This is a genomic window from Bacillus kexueae (assembly GCF_022809095.1).
Taxonomy (GTDB): domain Bacteria; phylum Bacillota; class Bacilli; order Bacillales; family Aeribacillaceae; genus Bacillus_BZ; species Bacillus_BZ kexueae.
Map to the genome: position 1 here is coordinate 187,801 of NZ_JALAZE010000004.1, position 17,097 is coordinate 204,897.

Here is a 17,097-nt window from a genome sequence, read left to right on the forward strand (position 1 = left end):
TCATTTAATACCACTTGTTAAACCCTTCGCCCCAATCTCAGAAAGCTTGACCAAGTAGTTGCTCGATTGGTGCGCTGAAGCATCCCTTCGAAGCTTACTCGATCGTGCTCTACCGACTGAGCTACCGAGCCATAAACAAATGTATAAAAAAATGGCGGTCCCGACGGGAATCGAACCCGCGATCTCCTGCGTGACAGGCAGGCATGTTAACCGCTACACCACGGGACCTTATGCCTTAGTGCTTCGCAACACTAAGGATATGTGATGTGAGATGACCCGTACGGGATTCGAACCCGTGTTACCGCCGTGAAAGGGCGGTGTCTTAACCACTTGACCAACGGGCCACAATACATGTGACATCCAAATGGTGAGCCATGGAGGACTCGAACCTCCGACCCTCTGATTAAAAGTCAGATGCTCTACCAACTGAGCTAATGGCTCCTGTTAATCCTTTCAAACAGGACGTTTTTTATATTACCAGCATCTTAATTGAAAAGCAAGTACTTTTTTAAAAAAATAATAAAAAATCTTTTTTCTAAAGTTTGTTTTGGTTTTGAGCTATATTTAATCTACTTCTAGCAGATTTAGTCAGGGCATACTGAGAGGTAATCGTTTTTAGTAGAAAATCACTGTCCGATTCCTCAAACATCTCCTCACTACGTTTAAATGTCTTGACTGAAGCGTTTCGTAGAGTTCTTCGCTTCAAGCTTTTCACGAAAAAACTAGCCAATAAAAAGCCACAAGCAAGATGACGAAACATCCTACTTGTGGGCTAACTTCCTTAATTATTTCGCACGGAAAACGTGGCGAACAACATTCGTTTGTGAGCGATCTGGACCAACAGAGAAGATAGACAATGGAATACCTGTAAGCTGAGAAATACGCTCCACATAGTGGCGTGCATTTTCCGGTAACTCGTCTAAGCTTTTCACACCCGTAATATCTTCTGTCCAACCTGGCATTTCTTCATAAACGGGCTCACATTCTGCTAATACTTTTAAGCTTGCAGGGAATTCGTTGATAATTTCCCCTTTGTACTTATAAGCTACACAGATTTTTAATGTTTCAATCCCCGTCAACACATCAATTGAGTTTAAAGATAAATCGGTAATACCACTTACACGGCGTGCATGACGAACAACGACGCTATCAAACCAACCTACGCGACGTGGTCGACCTGTTGTTGTACCGTATTCACGACCAACCTCACGAATTTGATCCCCAATCTCATCATGTAATTCTGTTGGGAATGGACCGTCACCTACACGGGTCGTATACGCTTTTGAAACCCCCACAACATGATTGATTTTAGAAGGACCTACACCAGAACCAATTGTTACGCCCCCTGCAACAGGATTAGAAGAAGTAACAAATGGGTATGTTCCTTGGTCAATATCGAGCATGACACCCTGTGCACCTTCAAATAAGACGCGACGTCCTTCATCAAGCGCATCGTTTAACACAACAGACGTATCACATACGTATTGTTTAATTTGCTGTCCGTACTCATAATATTCATCTAAAATATCTTCAAGCTTGAAGCCTTCTACTTCATACATTTTTTCTAACAAGCGATTTTTCTCTTCTAGATTTCTGCGAAGTTTTTCTTCGAACACTTCGCGATCAAGAAGATCCGCCATTCGAATTCCTACACGAGCTGCTTTATCCATATAAGCAGGGCCAATTCCTTTTTTCGTTGTTCCGATCTTATTGGCACCTTTACGCTCTTCTTCTACCGCATCCAATTTTAAATGGTACGGTAAAATCACGTGAGCACGATTGCTAATGCGGAGATTATCCGTCTTAATTCCACGTTCATGAAGTCCATTTAACTCTTCAACTAACGCCTTCGGATCGACAACCATCCCATTTCCGATGACACAAATCTTTTCATTGAAGAAGATTCCAGATGGAATTAAATGAAGCTTATATGTTTCACCGTTGAATTTGATTGTATGTCCGGCATTATTTCCACCTTGATAACGCGCAATAACTTCTGCCTGTTGAGAGAGAAAGTCTGTAATTTTTCCTTTTCCCTCATCTCCCCATTGCGTTCCAACTACTACTACTGATGACATAGGTGTGCACCTCCGCTTAACATCAAAATCCGTTTAATCCACAAACAAAGCTTATTTTACCAATAACAAGAAGGAAAGTCAATAAAACACGAATAATACATGTATGTATTTATTTTTTGTTCGTGTATTATACACAATCCTCGTTCATCTTATTTTCTCATTTGTTTGTAAAAATCATTCTTGCTCTTTCGGCTTTTGTCCTTCTTCACATAAAACTCTCAACAATTGATTAGAAGGAACGTTTTGAAGCCCCCAGTCACAAATCATATCCAATACAGGGATTAACGATTCTCCACGCGGGGTCAATGAATACTCAACCCTTGGCGGAACCTCGGCATAAAGATTCCTTTTAATTAATTCATCTCGCTCAAGCTCCCTTAATTGAGTCGTCAACGTTTTATGAGAAATATCTGCAATATAGCGTTGCAACTCTCCAAAACGTTTTGCTCCACTCTCATACAACTCATACAAAATCATAATTTTCCATTTCCCTTGTATCATTTGCAAGGTGGCATCAAATTCATTTAAATATTTTTTTCCATTCACTTCTTACTCCCCCTTTAAAAGGTACTTACAGGTAACTAGATAACGTAAAAGTGCGTACTTTTTCGTCTCTTTCTTTCAATGATACACTTCCTTTTGCATAATCGTTTAAAGGAGTGATCCATGTGAAGAAAGGGTTCATCGCGATAACAGGTGCATCTTCAGGAATTGGGAAGGCGACGGCACGCTTATTTATCGAAAAAGGTTACAATGTTTTATTAATTGCAAGAAGAGAGCATTTATTAGATGAATTTAAAGGAGAACAAGTGTTGAAAGCTTCTATTGATATAAGAGATAAAGAAGCTTTTAAGAATTCTCTAAAAGACGCAGAGAAAATGTTTGGACCTGTTGAGCTTCTAGTCAACAATGCTGGGCGAATGATGCTAGGCAATATCCACTCACAAAATGAGAGGGAATGGCAGGAGATGTATGATGTAAATGTTTTAGGTGTTCTGACGGGTATGCAAGCAGTTCTTCCTTCAATGATTGAAAGAAAAAGTGGCACGATCGTAAATATTAGTTCAATTGCAGGAAAAAAAACGTTTCCGAACCACGCTGCTTATGTCGGAACAAAGTTTGCTGTTCATTCCATGAGCGAAAATGTTCGAGAAGAAGTAGCCGAACATAATGTTCGAGTCATCACCATCGCACCAGGTGTGGTTGAAACAGAATTGTTATCCCACACAACAAGTAAAGATATTCGGGATGATTACACAAAATGGAAGGAAGAAATCAATTAACGGTGGCTTACAACCTGAAACGGTGGCTGAAGCGATTCATTTTGCCTTTTCCCAGCCTCAACACGTCAATATTCGCGAGATTGTCCTAGCCCCTACAAAACAACAAGCTTAATGATATTAAGGCTCCCTACGTCCAAACGGGAGCTTATTTGTTTTCATCTATAAGAAAAGAGCAAAGCGCAAGTCCTTAGGCGAATGGCGCTGGAGGACCTGCGAGGAGGCTTCCGTCGCCACAGCAGGGCAGAAGCGACCCGAGCTGATGGCGCTTGGAGCTGGACACCAAAAAAACGGTAAAGAGAATACTTTAACACTTATTGAACTTAAACTTTCTGTAACAACAAAAAAGCCACCTTAATATGGATTAAGGCAGCCTTACGCACCAGGTGGCACATTCGCATCTTCAAATCGACGTTCTAAGTTTACGAACTTGTTATATTCTTTCACAAAGGCCAATTGAACGGTTCCAACTGGACCGTTACGTTGCTTAGCAATAATGATTTCAATGATGTTTTTATTTTCCGTTTCTTTGTCATAATAATCATCACGGTATAGGAAAGCAACAATATCGGCATCCTGCTCAATACTTCCTGATTCACGAATATCCGACATCATCGGACGTTTGTCTTGACGTTGTTCGACACCACGTGACAGCTGGGATAGCGCAATGACAGGTACTTGCAACTCACGCGCCAACGCCTTTAAGGAACGAGAAATTTCCGATACTTCTTGTTGACGGTTTTCTTTATTTCGGCCGCTTCCTTGAATAAGCTGCAAGTAATCGATCAACACCATACCGAGTCCACTTTCTTGTTTGAGACGACGACATTTTGCTCGAATTTCACTCACTTTAATTCCAGGTGTATCGTCGATGTAAATGCCCGCATTCGAAAGGCTTCCCATTGCCATCGTGAGCTTACCCCAATCTTCAGCCGTTAAATTACCGGTACGTAAGTTTTGAGCATTAATATTTCCTTCCGCACACAGCATACGCATGACAAGCTGGTCAGCGCCCATCTCTAAACTAAATATCGCAACATTTTCATCCGTTTTCGTTGCAACGTTTTGAGCAATATTTAAGGCAAATGCCGTCTTCCCCACAGATGGACGTGCGGCAACGATAATTAAGTCATTTCGCTGAAATCCTGCGGTCATTCGATCTAAGTCTGTAAACCCAGTCGGTATACCTGTAATTTCACCTTTTCGATGGTGAAGTAATTCTATATTGTCATATGTCTTCACCAATACATCTTTAATGTTTTGAAAGGCACCCGTATTTTTCCGCTGAGCAACCTCCATAATTTGCTTTTCAGCATCATCTAGTAAACTATCGACTTCATCTTCACGGTTATACCCTTCTTGCGCTATGCCTGTTGCTGTCCGAATAAGACGTCTTAAAATAGATTTTTCTTCTACAATTTTCGCGTAATATTCAATATTCGCTGCTGTCGGAACGGAATTGGCCAAGTCACTTAAATATGATACGCCACCGATTTCCTCTAAAATTTTGGCATCGGCTAGATCTTTTGTTACCGTTACTAAGTCAACTGGCTCTCCTTTATCCGCAAGCTTAAGCATGGCGTTAAAAATTCTCTGGTGGCTCGCTCGGTAAAAATCGTCAGGTATTAAAATTTCAGAAGCGAGCGTTAACGCTTGTGGTTCAATAAATATCGCACCAAGTACCGCTTGTTCCGCTTCAATATTTTGGGGTGGAATACGATCTACAAGATCATTCACAACCATCACCACCTTCATCAGCGTTCTCTATCTATTAAAAAGTAATGTCACTTATGGGATAAAGCGACTCATTACGAGAAAAAGTCCGAAAAAAGCGGAGCTATTATGTTAAGCTCCGTCTAGTCATGAGTATATCGAAAGATGCATCCCTTTGAAAGAAGTATTTCTTTCCACACCTTTAACATTACTGTTCTGAAACGTGTACTTTTAACGTTGCAGTTACTTCAGAATGAAGTTTAACCGGTACATTTGTGTACCCCAATGCACGAATAGCATCTGGAAGTTCAATTTTACGTTTATCAATTTTAATGTCATGGCTTTTCTTTAACTCGTCCGCAATTTGTTTGCTTGTAACAGAGCCGAATAAGCGACCTCCGTCACCAGCTTTTGCTTTTAACTCAACCGTTAATTGCTCAAGAGTTTCTTTTAGTTTTTTAGCTTGAGCTAATTCTTCAGCAGCTTCTTTTTGTTCTTTTCTTTTTTGGGCTTCTAGCTGCTTCACATTCGCATTGTTTGCTTCAACAGCTAAGCCTTGCTTAAATAAGAAGTTTTGAGCGTAGCCGTCGGGAACATTTTTAATTTCACCTTTTTTACCTTTTCCTTTTACATCTTTTAAGAAAATGACCTTCATTCTTCATTTCCCCCTTCTAGATATTCATGTATCGCTTGTTTTAATTGTTCTTCAGCTTCGTCAAGCGAGATATTCGTTAATTGCGTTGCTGCATTCGTCAAATGTCCTCCACCATTTAGTGCTTCCATAATCAACTGGACGTTGATATCTCCTAATGAACGAGCACTAATGGCGACCGTTTCTTCATCTCTTCTGGCAATGACAAAAGAGGCTAGTATATTTCGCATCGTTAATAATGTGTCTGCAGCTTGAGCAATGATAACTTGATCATACAGCTCTTCATCGGTTTCATCCGCTTTTGCAATGGCAATCCCATTCGCGAAAATCTTCGTAGTTTGAATGAGCTTTGATCGCTTCACATATAGGTCGATATCTTCTTTTAAGAATTTCTGTACAAGAATCGTATCTGCCCCTTTTGCCCGCAAATAGGAAGCAGCATCGAATGTTCTTGAACCCGTTCGGAACGTAAAGCTCTTCGTATCGACTATGATACCGGCTAAAAGGGCTGTTGCTTCAATCATATCCATCGTTAAACGCTTCGGTTGATATTCTAACAGCTCAGTCACCAACTCGGCAGTGGAGGAGGCGTATGGCTCCATATAGACAAGCAGCGGATCTTTAATGAATTCTTCTCCACGTCGGTGGTGGTCGATGACAACGACATTGTCAATTTTATTTAATAACCGTTCTTCAATGACGAGTGACGGCTTATGCGTATCTAAAACGACTAAAAGGGTATCATCTGTGGCAATTTCAAGCGCTTCTTCGGGCGTAATGAAGCGGGACGATAGTTCGGAATGCTTTTTCACTTCTCCCATTAGACGCTGTACGCCCATATCTAATTCATCTTCATTTAAGACGATAAACCCTTCTTTTCCATTCACTTGAGCGACCTTTAATACACCAATCGACGAACCAACTGCGTCCATATCAGGGTATTTATGCCCCATAATAATGACTTTATCACTTTCAAGGATGATTTCCTTTAAAGCGTGTGAAATGACACGAGCACGGACACGCGTTCTCTTTTCAATGGGGTTAGTCTTTCCGCCGTAAAATTTCACTTTTCCGTTCGGCTGTTTAATGGCGACTTGATCTCCCCCACGTCCTAGCGCCAAATCTAGACTCGATTGAGCTAAGTCACCGAGCTCAGGTAACTCAGATACTCCAGATCCGACACCAATACTTAACGTTAAAGAGACATTTTGAACAGTAGCCTTTTCCCGAACCGTGTCTAAAATAGCAAATTTCGATTTCTCAAGTTGTGAGAGAATCTGCTCATTTAAGACGGCAATAAAGCGCTCTGACGACACTCTCTTTAAGAAAATACCATGTTCCATTGCCCACTGGTTTAATATTGAGGTCACTTCACTGTTTAAATTACTTCGTGTCTGATCATCGATCCCTTGAGTGATCTCATCATAATTATCTAAAAAGATAAAAGCTAACACGGTTTGTTCATCACGGTATTGCTTTTCAATTTCCTTTTGTTTCGTCACGTCAAAAAAGTATAGTAAGCGCTCTTCACGTTTAATAATGACCTTAAACTTTTGGTCTTGTAACGTAATATATTCTGAATCGACCTCTTGTTTAATCAAAGGTACGAGTGACTCAGCAATATCATACAAAGACCGTCCAACTAACGTGTCTTCATCAAAACAAGACGCTAAATAAGGGTTTGACCATTCAATAAAATATTGGTCATTGACGAGCATAATCCCGATAGGCATCTCCATTAACGCCTCTTCTCCGACTTTCTTTACGCGGTAAGACAGCGTGGAGATATACCCTTCAAATTCTTTCTTTGCTTGTTGATCTGCTTTCACAAGGAAAAAGATTGAGAGGCCAAAAAGGGCTGTTAAAATTAGCCCTAGCACCCATTGGTACATCCACAAAATCAAGAGTGCTAAAACGACCACACCAATTAGCCCATACACAGGAAGCCTAAATAAAGGTTTTTCAAAAAAATTCGGCATAATGTTCAGCTCCTAAAAAACATTCACTCTCCGCTACCTTTTTAGTCTGCTACGCAGATCAAACCCTAAATCTATTATACCTAAAATCCGAACCAATTCTTGGACAGGGTATAAAAGAATGGAAATAATGACCCCAATAGCCGGAAGCCATTTTCCTTTGTTTTTTATATGGCTGTAATAAAAAAGGAATGAAAGACCTTGAATAAGTAACAATACTTGCAAAAGAATGGTCAAGTTTAACACAGCGATAAATAAAAATGAACCACTTTCTATGTTCATAAACTGCATAAAAATGACGATTAAGTAGTACCAAATAATACTTTTCGGTAATCGCCAATTACGAAAAGGCGTGATAGCTGGCATCTCCATCTTTAATCGTTTCATTATAGGACGGTTCACAGCATGTGTAATGAAGGCAGAAAAGACAGCTGCCATAACAAGTATTGTTGGCAACATCATTCCGAGTAACTGCAATTGACTCTCAATTTGTGTAAATGCCTCTTCTGGAACATCTTGTCCTAAAGCCGCGAACATCTTCGCTGTATCTTCAAAGGTGCGGTTCACTTCATTTGTAATTTCCGCCATCCAATTCATGCCAAAAAGCAGAACGGACAAGCCATATGTAAGAAGAAGACCTCCTAAAAAAGCCAAGGACCCGAGAACGAGCGCGACAAAAGGTTGCTGTTTCTTATAAAAATGCCCCATTACAATTCCGACAACTCCATACATTAACACAAGAGGTACCGATAGAAGCTGGCCAACAATGAACGAGATAAGTAATGCGCCCGCAAACATAAACCACGCTTTCTTCATATCGTGACGATAAACCATAATGATAAACGGAGTCGCCAAAAATACGAGTGCGACCGCTCCAATTAACGGTAAATATAACGTCATCGCTAATAAAACAGCAAAGATTGCTAAAAGGATGGCTGCGTCAGTTATAAATCGAGTTTGTTTCAAGTTTACACCACCTTTTCCTACTTATTATTTTAATCGGTATAGCCCTTCCAAGCAATGAAGGTGCAATGAAGTTTGATATGTATGAATTGGATAGAATTTATGTCATTTGTGCGATATTACGAAAAAAGCAGTAAGGATTCTAACCTCACTGCCTTTCTCATCTTATTTGTCTTCCGCAACGTAAGGAAGTAAAGCCATTTGACGTGCACGTTTGATGGCTACTGTTAATTTACGTTGGTATTTCGCGCTTGTACCTGTCACACGACGAGGTAAGATTTTACCGCGCTCAGAGATAAATTTCTTTAATAAATCTACATCTTTGTAGTCGATGTGTGTGATACCGTTAGCTGTGAAGTAACACACTTTACGACGTTTACCACGACCTCTACGTCCTGCCATGTCAATTTCCCTCCTTCTTATTGAAAAATAAACCGTTCAATGTTTTTAGAATGGTAAGTCATCATCTGAAATATCGATTGTTTGTCCATCATTTGCAAACGGATCGTCATCAAAGCTTGTGTGGCCCTGATTTTGATTACGATTTTGATCGAATGAACCGCCACCAAATGGATTGGCATTACCACCTTGGTTTCCTCCACCACCATAGAAGTTCTGGTTTCCACCTGATGGATTACCCGCTGCGCCTCTAGGTTCTAAAAACTGAACACTATCTGCAACAACTTCTGTAACGTATACACGTCTTCCCGTTTGGTCTTCGTAGCTACGAGATTGTAGACGACCATCCACGCCAGCGAGGCTTCCCTTCTTTAAGAAGTTTGCTACGTTCTCAGCTGGGCGTCTCCATACAACACAGTTGATGAAGTCTGCTTCACGTTCCCCTTGCTGATTAGTAAATGTTCGGTTAACAGCAAGTGTAAAAGTCGCAACAGCTACACCACTTGGCGTATAACGAAGTTCAGGATCCTTCGTTAAACGACCCACAAGTACGACACGATTCATCATATCAGAACCACTCCTAAAGCACTTTTAAGATGATTTTACCATCTTATTCCCATTTATATCAAAGCGAATTACTCTTCTTCTTTAACAACGATATGACGTAAGATATCTTCGTTGATGCGCGCTAAACGGCTGAACTCATCAATCGCTTCGTTGTTAGATGCAACTTTCACGATCATGTAGATACCTTCACGTAAATCATTGATTTCATATGCAAGGCGACGCTTGCCCCACTCTTTTACTTCTGCAATCTCCGCGCCATTTTCAGTTAAGATGCCGTTGAAACGCTCAACTAACGCTTTTTTCGCATCCTCTTCAATGTTTGGACGGATGATGTACATGATTTCGTATTTTCTCATCCTTCTACACCTCCTTTTGGTCTAAACGGCCCACATGGGCAAGGAGTAATTCTTACAATTACTCACAAGTTTAGATTATAGCAAATACCTAGATATGTTGCAACTGCCTTATACATTAAAGCGGAAGTGGATTACATCTCCATCTTGTACTTCATACTCTTTTCCTTCTAGACGAACTTTCCCTGCTTCTTTTGCAGATGTCATTGACCCAGCAGCCACTAAGTCCTCATAAGCCACTGTTTCGGCACGAATAAAACCTCGTTCAAAGTCTGAGTGGATGATTCCCGCACATTGAGGAGCTTTCATTCCACGTCTAAATGTCCAAGCACGAACTTCTTGTTCACCCGCTGTAAAGTATGTTGCAAGACCAAGTAAGCTGTAAGACGCTTTAATTAACTGATCAAGACCTGATTCTTCAATGCCGAGATCTTCTAAAAACATCGCTTTTTCTTCGCCTTCAAGCTCAGCAATTTCAGATTCGATTTTCGCACAAACGACAATCACTTCTGCCCCTTCATTTTCCGCGTACTCTCTTACTTGCTCAACATACGGATTATCGGATGGATCTGCAACATCTTCTTCACCAACGTTTGCAACATATAAAACCGGCTTAATCGTTAAAAGATGAAGCTGTTTTACATACTTCATTTGTTCTTCAGTGAACTCAAGAACACGCGCAGGCTTCTCGCTTTCAAACGTTTCTTTAAGCTTCACTAAAATTTCATGTTCAAACATAGCTTGTTTATCTTTTTGCTTTGCCATCTTCGCTACACGGTCAATTCGCTTATCAACTGTTTCAAGGTCAGCTAAAATCAACTCTAAGTTAATCGTTTCAATATCTGCGATAGGATCAACTTTTCCAGCAACGTGTGTAATATTATCGTCACGGAAACAACGTACTACTTGGCAAATTGCGTCTACTTGACGAATATGAGATAAGAACTTATTTCCAAGTCCTTCTCCTTTACTTGCCCCTTTTACAATTCCGGCAATATCTGTAAATTCAAATGTCGTCGGAACAGTTTTTTTCGGATTAACTAGCTCCGTAAGCTTTTGTAAGCGATGGTCCGGAACTTCTACAATTCCTACGTTCGGATCGATCGTACAGAACGGGTAGTTTGCAGATTCGGCTCCCGCTTGCGTAATCGCGTTAAATAATGTGGACTTTCCTACGTTTGGAAGACCGACAATACCAGCTGTTAATGCCATCTTTTCCACTCCTCTTTTATCGAAATCAGCTCCAGTAAACAAAGCCGAGATTAAATACATACAATCTTCAACAATTATAGTTTTGAACCATTAAATTGACAAGTTAGGCATAACAAATAGAAAACTGCTAGGAAACGGTTCTCCCTAGCAGCTTTGATTAAGAACTCTTTTCTAATACTTTTTTTAATTTACGAGCGAATTCTCGACGAGGCATTAAGACACTATGTCCACAGCCTTCACACTTTATACGAATGTCCATCCCCATCCGTATAATTTTCCAACGATTTTCCCCACAAGGATGAGGTTTTTTCATTTCAACGACATCGTTAAGTTCAAATTCTTTATCTACCATTTCTGAGAAATTCCTCCTTCCTTGTATCTATCTATAAATGGAATCCATGATTATGTTTTTCTTTCACACTTCCCATTTTACCAACTTTTCAATCCCATTTGTACCTGTTCGTAATCGGAAATAGCAAGATGGCAACAACTAAATACAAATTAATTAACGCGTAAATAGGGTACAGGATCGAAACAAGCGTTGCAAAGCCGAATTTCGTAAAGGGAATCATACAAATGACGAACACGAAGGCGAGACTCCACAAAGGGACCCGTAACGTTTTTTTAAATCGTGTTGCCAGTCCGAATACACCAGAAGCCGCTGTTGTATAAATTGCCATCCAAAGCATAAAAGACATAGCGAGAAACATGATAAAGGGAGAGTCGTCCAAAATTAAAAAAAGCGGAATATCAATTTGCCGTACTTTGTCTGCTAATTGCGTTAGCGTTTCGTTATATAAATACGAAATTCCTCCTAAAACGAGCCCACTCCCAATGCTAGCAATCTTCGCTTCTTTTAATCCGTTAATTTCTTTTCCAACTGCTGATAAAACCGCAACAACTGATAGGATATTTAACGAGGTAAATGTGAATGCGGCTGGCCAATTATACTGTTTATGCCAATTAAACGTCCAAACATGCGCATGCTCCGAATGATAATGGCCAAGTGCATATACAAGTCCAATTAGTAGCAAAGGGATTAAGAAGGTATTTAAAGAAAGAAGACCTTTCACATCCCAGAAAAAAAGCAATACAAGTAACAAACAAAAAATGGCTACCCCTCCCCAATAAGGGACAGATAATGCCTTTAACGTTGCACCCCCACCAGCAATCATGACAACCGTTGTTGTAAAAAGGTATAATACAATTAACACATCATATATCCTCGATAATTTTGTTCCAATGAGCCGCTCCAATACGGGAAAGAAATGCTCTGACTTTTCTTCATAACTTATTTTCATAATGACATAGCATGAGATGATAAAGAAGATGGTGAATAGTATAATAGCCAGTCCACTTTCAAACCCAAAAAACTGCCACAACTCTTGTCCTGATGCATATCCTGCCCCAATAACCGTTCCTAAGATTAAATACATCCATTTTAAGCCCGCTTTCCACATTCCTTTTCACCTCAACCTGAGATTCACATGTATAGAATTTTTCATTCTTCCGTATACTGTTACTACTATGAAGAGGGAGTGAATTCTATGAATCTAAAGCCGAGCTTTTTTTCTTCCCCAGAACAAGACACACATCGCATCTTCTATGAAAATGAAGAGGCTGTTTATCAAATAAGCAGTCAAGTTTTTCGACTCCTACCGACATTATCTCTTACACCCATTGTTGTTTTATGTATTGGTACGGACCGTTCAACCGGTGATTCCCTTGGCCCATTAATTGGCACAAAAATTCAGCAACATACTGTAGAAAATCTGCATGTGTATGGCACATTAAAGGATCCGGTTCATGCTGTTAATTTAGAAGAAAAGATTGCACTTATAAAGAAGGAACATCGGAACCCGTTTATTATTGCCATTGACGCCTGTTTAGGAAGGTTTAAAAACGTCGGGTCCATTCAAGTAGCCTCTGGTCCTGTAAAACCTGGAGCGGGAGTTAACAAAGTGTTGCCCGAGGTTGGGGATATGCATATAACAGGAATTGTAAATGTTAGTGGATTTATGGAATTTTTTGTCTTACAAAATACTCGACTTCACTTAGTTATGAGCATGGCAGAAGTCATTTCTGAGAGCTTGCTAACCGTTTCGCAATTGATTGAGACTAATAAACGTCTTCGGAAAACGGACACATTTCACCCTAATACAAAGCTTTCAAACACATAAAATTGAAAGATTAGAAGCCATGGTGAGAGCAGCATACAACTGTTACTAGGAGTAAGATAAAAGAAACTTGTACAAATCGCAAGTTTGCTAGACACGCATAAATACGTTTCCTAAACAAAAAAAAGACCATCACTTAGCAGGATGGTTTAGGAGGAGATATGGATATCGAGTAACTCTAAAATTCGTTCTAAGTCATCCTTAGAGAAGAATTCGATTTCGATTTTTCCTTTTTTCTTTTGTTGTTTGATTACTACAGGCGTTCCTAGTTTTTCTCTTAATACGGATTCACGTTCTTGAATGAATACGTCTTTCTTTTCCTTCTTCGGCGCATTTGTTTCACGTGAAACATGTTCATTTAATTGTTGAACAAGCTGTTCTACTTGTCGAACGTTCAATTGTTCTTTTACGATTTTTTCAGCAAGTGGCTTCATTTTTTCTTTCTTTTTCAATCCAAGTAAGGCTCGACCATGTCCCATCGATAATTTATTCTCTGAAATTAAATCTTGGATAACAATCGGTAGCGTCAAAAGCCTCATGAGGTTTGCGATGTGTGGTCGACTTTTCCCGAGTCGCTTCGCCAATTCTTCTTGTGTGATATGCAAATGTTCGATTAAAGATTGATAGGCTTGCGCTTCTTCAATCGGAGATAAATCTTCACGTTGTAAGTTTTCTAAAACAGCAAGTTCCATCATTTGTTGGTCGGATAGGTCTCTTACAACAGCTGGAATAGCTGTTAAACCTGCTTCTTTAGCAGCTCGGAAGCGTCGCTCTCCAACGACAATCTCATACCCTTTAATACTTTTTCGAACAATAATTGGTTGAAGGATGCCATGTTCCATGATAGATTCTTTTAACTCACGAATCGCGCTCTCGTCAAATGTTTTTCGAGGTTGATAAGGATTCGGACGTAAATCTTTCAGCGAGATTTCTTGAACCGTTTCTTCCTGATCGGACTCCATATTGGTAAACAGTGCATTAATTCCTTTTCCCAAGCCTTTAGCCATTGATTGTCACCACTTCCTTCGCTAGTTCTAAGTAAACTTCAGCACCTCGTGATCTTACATCATATAGGATAATAGGTTGTCCATGACTTGGGGCTTCACTTAAACGAATATTACGAGGAATAATCGTTTGATACACTTTGTCTTGAAAATATTTTTTCACTTCGTCAATTACTTGAATTCCAAGGTTCGTACGGGCATCTAACATCGTTAAAAGAACCCCTTCAATCATCAAGTCAGCGTTTAAATGCTTTTGAACTAACCGAATTGTATTTAATAATTGACTAAGCCCTTCTAACGCATAGTATTCACATTGAACTGGAATCAGGACAGAGTCAGAAGCCGTTAAGGCGTTAATGGTTAGCAGCCCCAGTGAAGGAGGACAGTCAATAATAATATAATCGTACTGATCCTTTACCGTTTCAAGAGCTCGCTTTAACCGAACCTCTCGTGAAATGGTCGGAACAAGCTCAATTTCAGCACCTGCTAGCTGAATGGTTGCAGGAATGATGTCAAGTTGCTCGATTTGTGTCGGTTTTATTACTTCTTTAACGTCTGTGTCCTCAACAATCATGTCGTATATACATTGATCGACATCGGCTTTATCTATGCCCACACCGCTCGTTGCATTCCCCTGCGGATCAATGTCGACAAGCAAGACTCTTTTCCCAATATGCGCTAAGCATGCGCCCAGATTAACAGAGGTGGTTGTTTTTCCAACTCCCCCTTTTTGGTTCGCTACGGAAATAATTCTCCCCACGGTGTCACCTGCTTTCCACTACTTCAGAATGTTTCATTGCATTTATTTTATCATGAAAAGAGCGGAATGTTATGATTTCTTCTTTTCGTTTTCATAGAATTTCATAATTTCAGGAAAAGAGTGTTCGTTTATACATAACATATACCCGGCAATTAAGAAGGGAGGCAGGGACGTCCCTTTATATCACTCTATTAACGCAAAAAACTCTTCACTTTGTGTGAAGAGTTTTATTTCGGTATTTTTATAGTGAATTGAATATAATCATCAAATTCTTCTTCTTCAGAATCGATTTTAACACCGGTTTCTTCTACCATCGACAGCGACTGACGTATCGTGTTCATCGCAATTCTTGTGTCTCGGCTGAATGCTTTGCGCTTCGGCTTCGGCTTTGGACGCTCTTTTTCTAGCATTTTGACGACGCGGTCTTCCGTTTGCTTAACATTCAGTTGCTTCTCCAAAATTTCATGAAGCAATTTAATTTGTAATTCTTCGTTTTTGAGCGGAATTAATGCACGTGCATGTCTCTCTGTTATTTGTTTTCTTAAAAGTGATTCCTGCACTTCCTGTGGAAGCTTTAAAAGGCGTAACTTGTTGGCAATGGTAGACTGTCCCTTCCCTAGACGTTGAGCAAGCGCTTCTTGTGTTAGTTGGTGCAGCTCTAATAATTTAGCATATGCAACCGCTTCCTCAATGGCGGATAGTTCTTCCCTTTGCAAGTTCTCAATGAGAGCAACAGATGCTGTTTCGGTATCATTAAAATCTTTAATAATAGCTGGAATTTCTTCCCAACCTAACGATTGAACGGCTCTCCATCTTCTTTCCCCGGCAATAATTTCATATTGATTGTCCATTTTCCGAACGACAATTGGTTGTATAATTCCGTGCGTTTGAATTGTTTGGGCTAACTCTTGTATTTTTTCATCAACAAATATTGTGCGCGGTTGATAACGGTTCGGAATAATTTGTTGAACAGGAATTTTATGTACTTCTTCTTTCCCGCTATCATCAATTTGTTCTTCTACACGTTCCGCCACATCTTTTTCTCCAAACCCGAAAAGACGAGAAAAAGGATGCTTCATATGCTGACACCACCTTTAGAGACTACCACCTATTTATTTCTTTTTTCTTAGACGATTTTCCTGCTTATTCATGACAAACTGCTTAAAACGCACTAGATTTCTTAATTCAAAAAAAACCTTTATTCTAATGGCATTTTGTTCGGAGTACCAGGTTTACGAGGGTATTTCTTTGGAGTAGGTCGATCCTTTCGGATGACAATAATATTTCGCTCACTTTCCTCAATTGGCAAGCTAAAATTATTCATTTCCTCCAAAGTTCCCCCAAGGGTTTTCACCGCTTTTTGCGCCTTTTCAAGTTCTTCTTCAGCCGATGAGGCCTTTAACGCAAGAAAATGCCCCTCTACTTTGACAAGAGGTAAACAAAGTTCACTTAATACAGATAACCGAGCAACAGCACGAGCTGTTACAAGATCAAATGATTCGCGGAACTCTTTGTTTTTCCCGAATGTCTCAGCGCGATCATGATAAAACGCTACATTCGTCAATTTCAATTCCGAAGCAAGATGCTCAAGAAATGTGATACGTTTTTTTAACGAATCAACAATTGAAATGTGCAAATGTGGAAAGCAAATTTTTAAAGGGATACTCGGAAATCCAGCACCCGCACCCACATCACAGATTGATAACGGCTTTGAAAAATCATAGTAAAAAGCAGCTGAAATCGAGTCGTAGAAATGCTTTAAATACACTTCTTTCTTCTCAGTAATTGATGTGAGGTTCATTTTTTCGTTCCATTCAACTAATAGCTCATAATATCGCTCGAATTGTTGCAGTTGTTCATTCGACAACGAAATTCCTTTTTGATCAAGTTGTTGTTGAAATTGTGAAATATCCATTTTTTACACTTCCAATTATTTTTTAATATCGGGGCTGTCTATAAAGTA

At 39.8% G+C, this 17,097-nt stretch carries 18 protein-coding genes and 3 tRNA genes; 2 read left to right on the forward strand and 19 right to left on the reverse strand.

All coding sequences use genetic code 11. The features are described 5' to 3' along the window. Positions 1–152: 152 nt before the first annotated feature. The 5 genes from ML543_RS10005 to ML543_RS10025 form a co-directional block, all read right to left on the reverse strand. Positions 153–228 (reverse strand) — tRNA-Asp (locus tag ML543_RS10005). Between the two features lie 44 nt (positions 229–272). Further along, positions 273–344 (reverse strand) — tRNA-Glu (locus ML543_RS10010). A gap of 21 nt (positions 345–365) precedes the next feature. Then, positions 366–441: transfer RNA gene (locus ML543_RS10015), tRNA-Lys, on the reverse strand. 344 nt (positions 442–785) lie between these two features. Then, the gene (locus ML543_RS10020) at positions 786–2,078 is read right to left on the reverse strand and encodes an adenylosuccinate synthase (protein WP_243387205.1); all 1,293 of its coding nucleotides are present in this window, start codon (positions 2,076–2,078) and stop codon (positions 786–788) included. A 174-nt stretch (positions 2,079–2,252) separates the two neighbouring features. Next, the gene (locus ML543_RS10025) at positions 2,253–2,579 is read right to left on the reverse strand and encodes a winged helix-turn-helix transcriptional regulator (protein WP_243387257.1); all 327 of its coding nucleotides are present in this window, start codon (positions 2,577–2,579) and stop codon (positions 2,253–2,255) included. A 167-nt stretch (positions 2,580–2,746) separates the two neighbouring features. On the opposite strand from ML543_RS10025, the gene ML543_RS10030 reads away from it, so the two are divergent. Continuing rightward, complete coding sequence (locus tag ML543_RS10030) at positions 2,747–3,361, forward strand: SDR family oxidoreductase (protein WP_243387206.1); 615 nt, start codon at positions 2,747–2,749, stop codon at positions 3,359–3,361. A gap of 372 nt (positions 3,362–3,733) precedes the next feature. On the opposite strand, the gene dnaB is transcribed toward ML543_RS10030, so the two are convergent. The 10 genes from dnaB to ML543_RS10080 all read right to left on the reverse strand — a co-directional run bounded on the left by dnaB (position 3,734) and on the right by ML543_RS10080 (position 12,653). Then, the gene (gene dnaB, locus ML543_RS10035) at positions 3,734–5,095 is read right to left on the reverse strand and encodes a replicative DNA helicase (protein WP_243387207.1); all 1,362 of its coding nucleotides are present in this window, start codon (positions 5,093–5,095) and stop codon (positions 3,734–3,736) included. Positions 5,096–5,279: 184 nt separating this feature from the next. Further along, positions 5,280–5,726, reverse strand: a complete 447-nt coding sequence (rplI, locus tag ML543_RS10040; protein ID WP_243387208.1) for a 50S ribosomal protein L9 — start codon at positions 5,724–5,726, stop codon at positions 5,280–5,282. Continuing rightward, positions 5,723–7,702, reverse strand: coding sequence for a DHH family phosphoesterase (locus ML543_RS10045; RefSeq protein ID WP_243387209.1), 1,980 nt, complete (start codon positions 7,700–7,702; stop codon positions 5,723–5,725). Before ML543_RS10045 ends, rplI begins: the two co-directional genes overlap by 4 nt. A gap of 33 nt (positions 7,703–7,735) precedes the next feature. Further along, positions 7,736–8,665 (reverse strand): YybS family protein, encoded by a 930-nt coding sequence (locus ML543_RS10050; protein WP_243387210.1) that lies wholly within the window; start codon positions 8,663–8,665, stop codon positions 7,736–7,738. Positions 8,666–8,827: 162 nt separating this feature from the next. After that, positions 8,828–9,064, reverse strand: coding sequence for a 30S ribosomal protein S18 (gene rpsR, locus ML543_RS10055; protein ID WP_243387211.1), 237 nt, complete (start codon positions 9,062–9,064; stop codon positions 8,828–8,830). Positions 9,065–9,109: 45 nt separating this feature from the next. Beyond that, positions 9,110–9,628 (reverse strand): single-stranded DNA-binding protein, encoded by a 519-nt coding sequence (ssb, locus tag ML543_RS10060; protein ID WP_243387212.1) that lies wholly within the window; start codon positions 9,626–9,628, stop codon positions 9,110–9,112. 68 nt (positions 9,629–9,696) lie between these two features. Further along, positions 9,697–9,984 carry a 30S ribosomal protein S6 gene (gene rpsF / locus ML543_RS10065; RefSeq protein ID WP_243387213.1) on the reverse strand — a complete coding sequence of 96 codons (288 nt, stop codon included), beginning with the start codon at positions 9,982–9,984 and terminating at the stop codon, positions 9,697–9,699. A gap of 108 nt (positions 9,985–10,092) precedes the next feature. After that, the gene (ychF, locus tag ML543_RS10070; protein ID WP_243387214.1) at positions 10,093–11,193 is read right to left on the reverse strand and encodes a redox-regulated ATPase YchF; all 1,101 of its coding nucleotides are present in this window, start codon (positions 11,191–11,193) and stop codon (positions 10,093–10,095) included. Positions 11,194–11,350: 157 nt separating this feature from the next. Next, positions 11,351–11,545 (reverse strand): DUF951 domain-containing protein, encoded by a 195-nt coding sequence (locus ML543_RS10075; RefSeq protein ID WP_243387215.1) that lies wholly within the window; start codon positions 11,543–11,545, stop codon positions 11,351–11,353. Between the two features lie 88 nt (positions 11,546–11,633). Then, positions 11,634–12,653: a YkvI family membrane protein gene (locus tag ML543_RS10080; RefSeq protein ID WP_243387216.1), complete on the reverse strand. Its 1,020-nt coding sequence runs from the start codon at positions 12,651–12,653 to the stop codon at positions 11,634–11,636. Positions 12,654–12,740: 87 nt separating this feature from the next. Here ML543_RS10080 and yyaC point away from each other — a divergent pair, with 87 nt between their 5' ends. Further along, on the forward strand, positions 12,741–13,373 hold the full coding sequence (gene yyaC, locus ML543_RS10085; RefSeq protein WP_243387217.1) for a spore protease YyaC: 633 nt from the start codon (positions 12,741–12,743) through the stop codon (positions 13,371–13,373). Positions 13,374–13,519: 146 nt separating this feature from the next. Here the strand turns inward: yyaC and ML543_RS10090 are convergent, their stop codons facing one another. From ML543_RS10090 to rsmG, 4 genes are all read right to left on the reverse strand, one after another. Beyond that, a complete protein-coding gene (locus ML543_RS10090; protein WP_243387218.1) occupies positions 13,520–14,377 on the reverse strand; it encodes a ParB/RepB/Spo0J family partition protein in 858 nt (285 codons plus the stop codon). Then, positions 14,370–15,134 carry a ParA family protein gene (locus ML543_RS10095; RefSeq protein WP_243387219.1) on the reverse strand — a complete coding sequence of 255 codons (765 nt, stop codon included), beginning with the start codon at positions 15,132–15,134 and terminating at the stop codon, positions 14,370–14,372. The genes ML543_RS10090 and ML543_RS10095 overlap by 8 nt, the downstream gene beginning before the upstream one ends. A gap of 227 nt (positions 15,135–15,361) precedes the next feature. Beyond that, entirely contained in the window at positions 15,362–16,213 is an 852-nt protein-coding gene (noc, locus tag ML543_RS10100) for a nucleoid occlusion protein (RefSeq protein ID WP_243387220.1), read from the reverse strand. Positions 16,214–16,332: 119 nt separating this feature from the next. Beyond that, positions 16,333–17,049, reverse strand: coding sequence for a 16S rRNA (guanine(527)-N(7))-methyltransferase RsmG (rsmG, locus tag ML543_RS10105; RefSeq protein ID WP_243387221.1), 717 nt, complete (start codon positions 17,047–17,049; stop codon positions 16,333–16,335). Between the last annotated feature and the right edge of the window lie 48 nt (positions 17,050–17,097).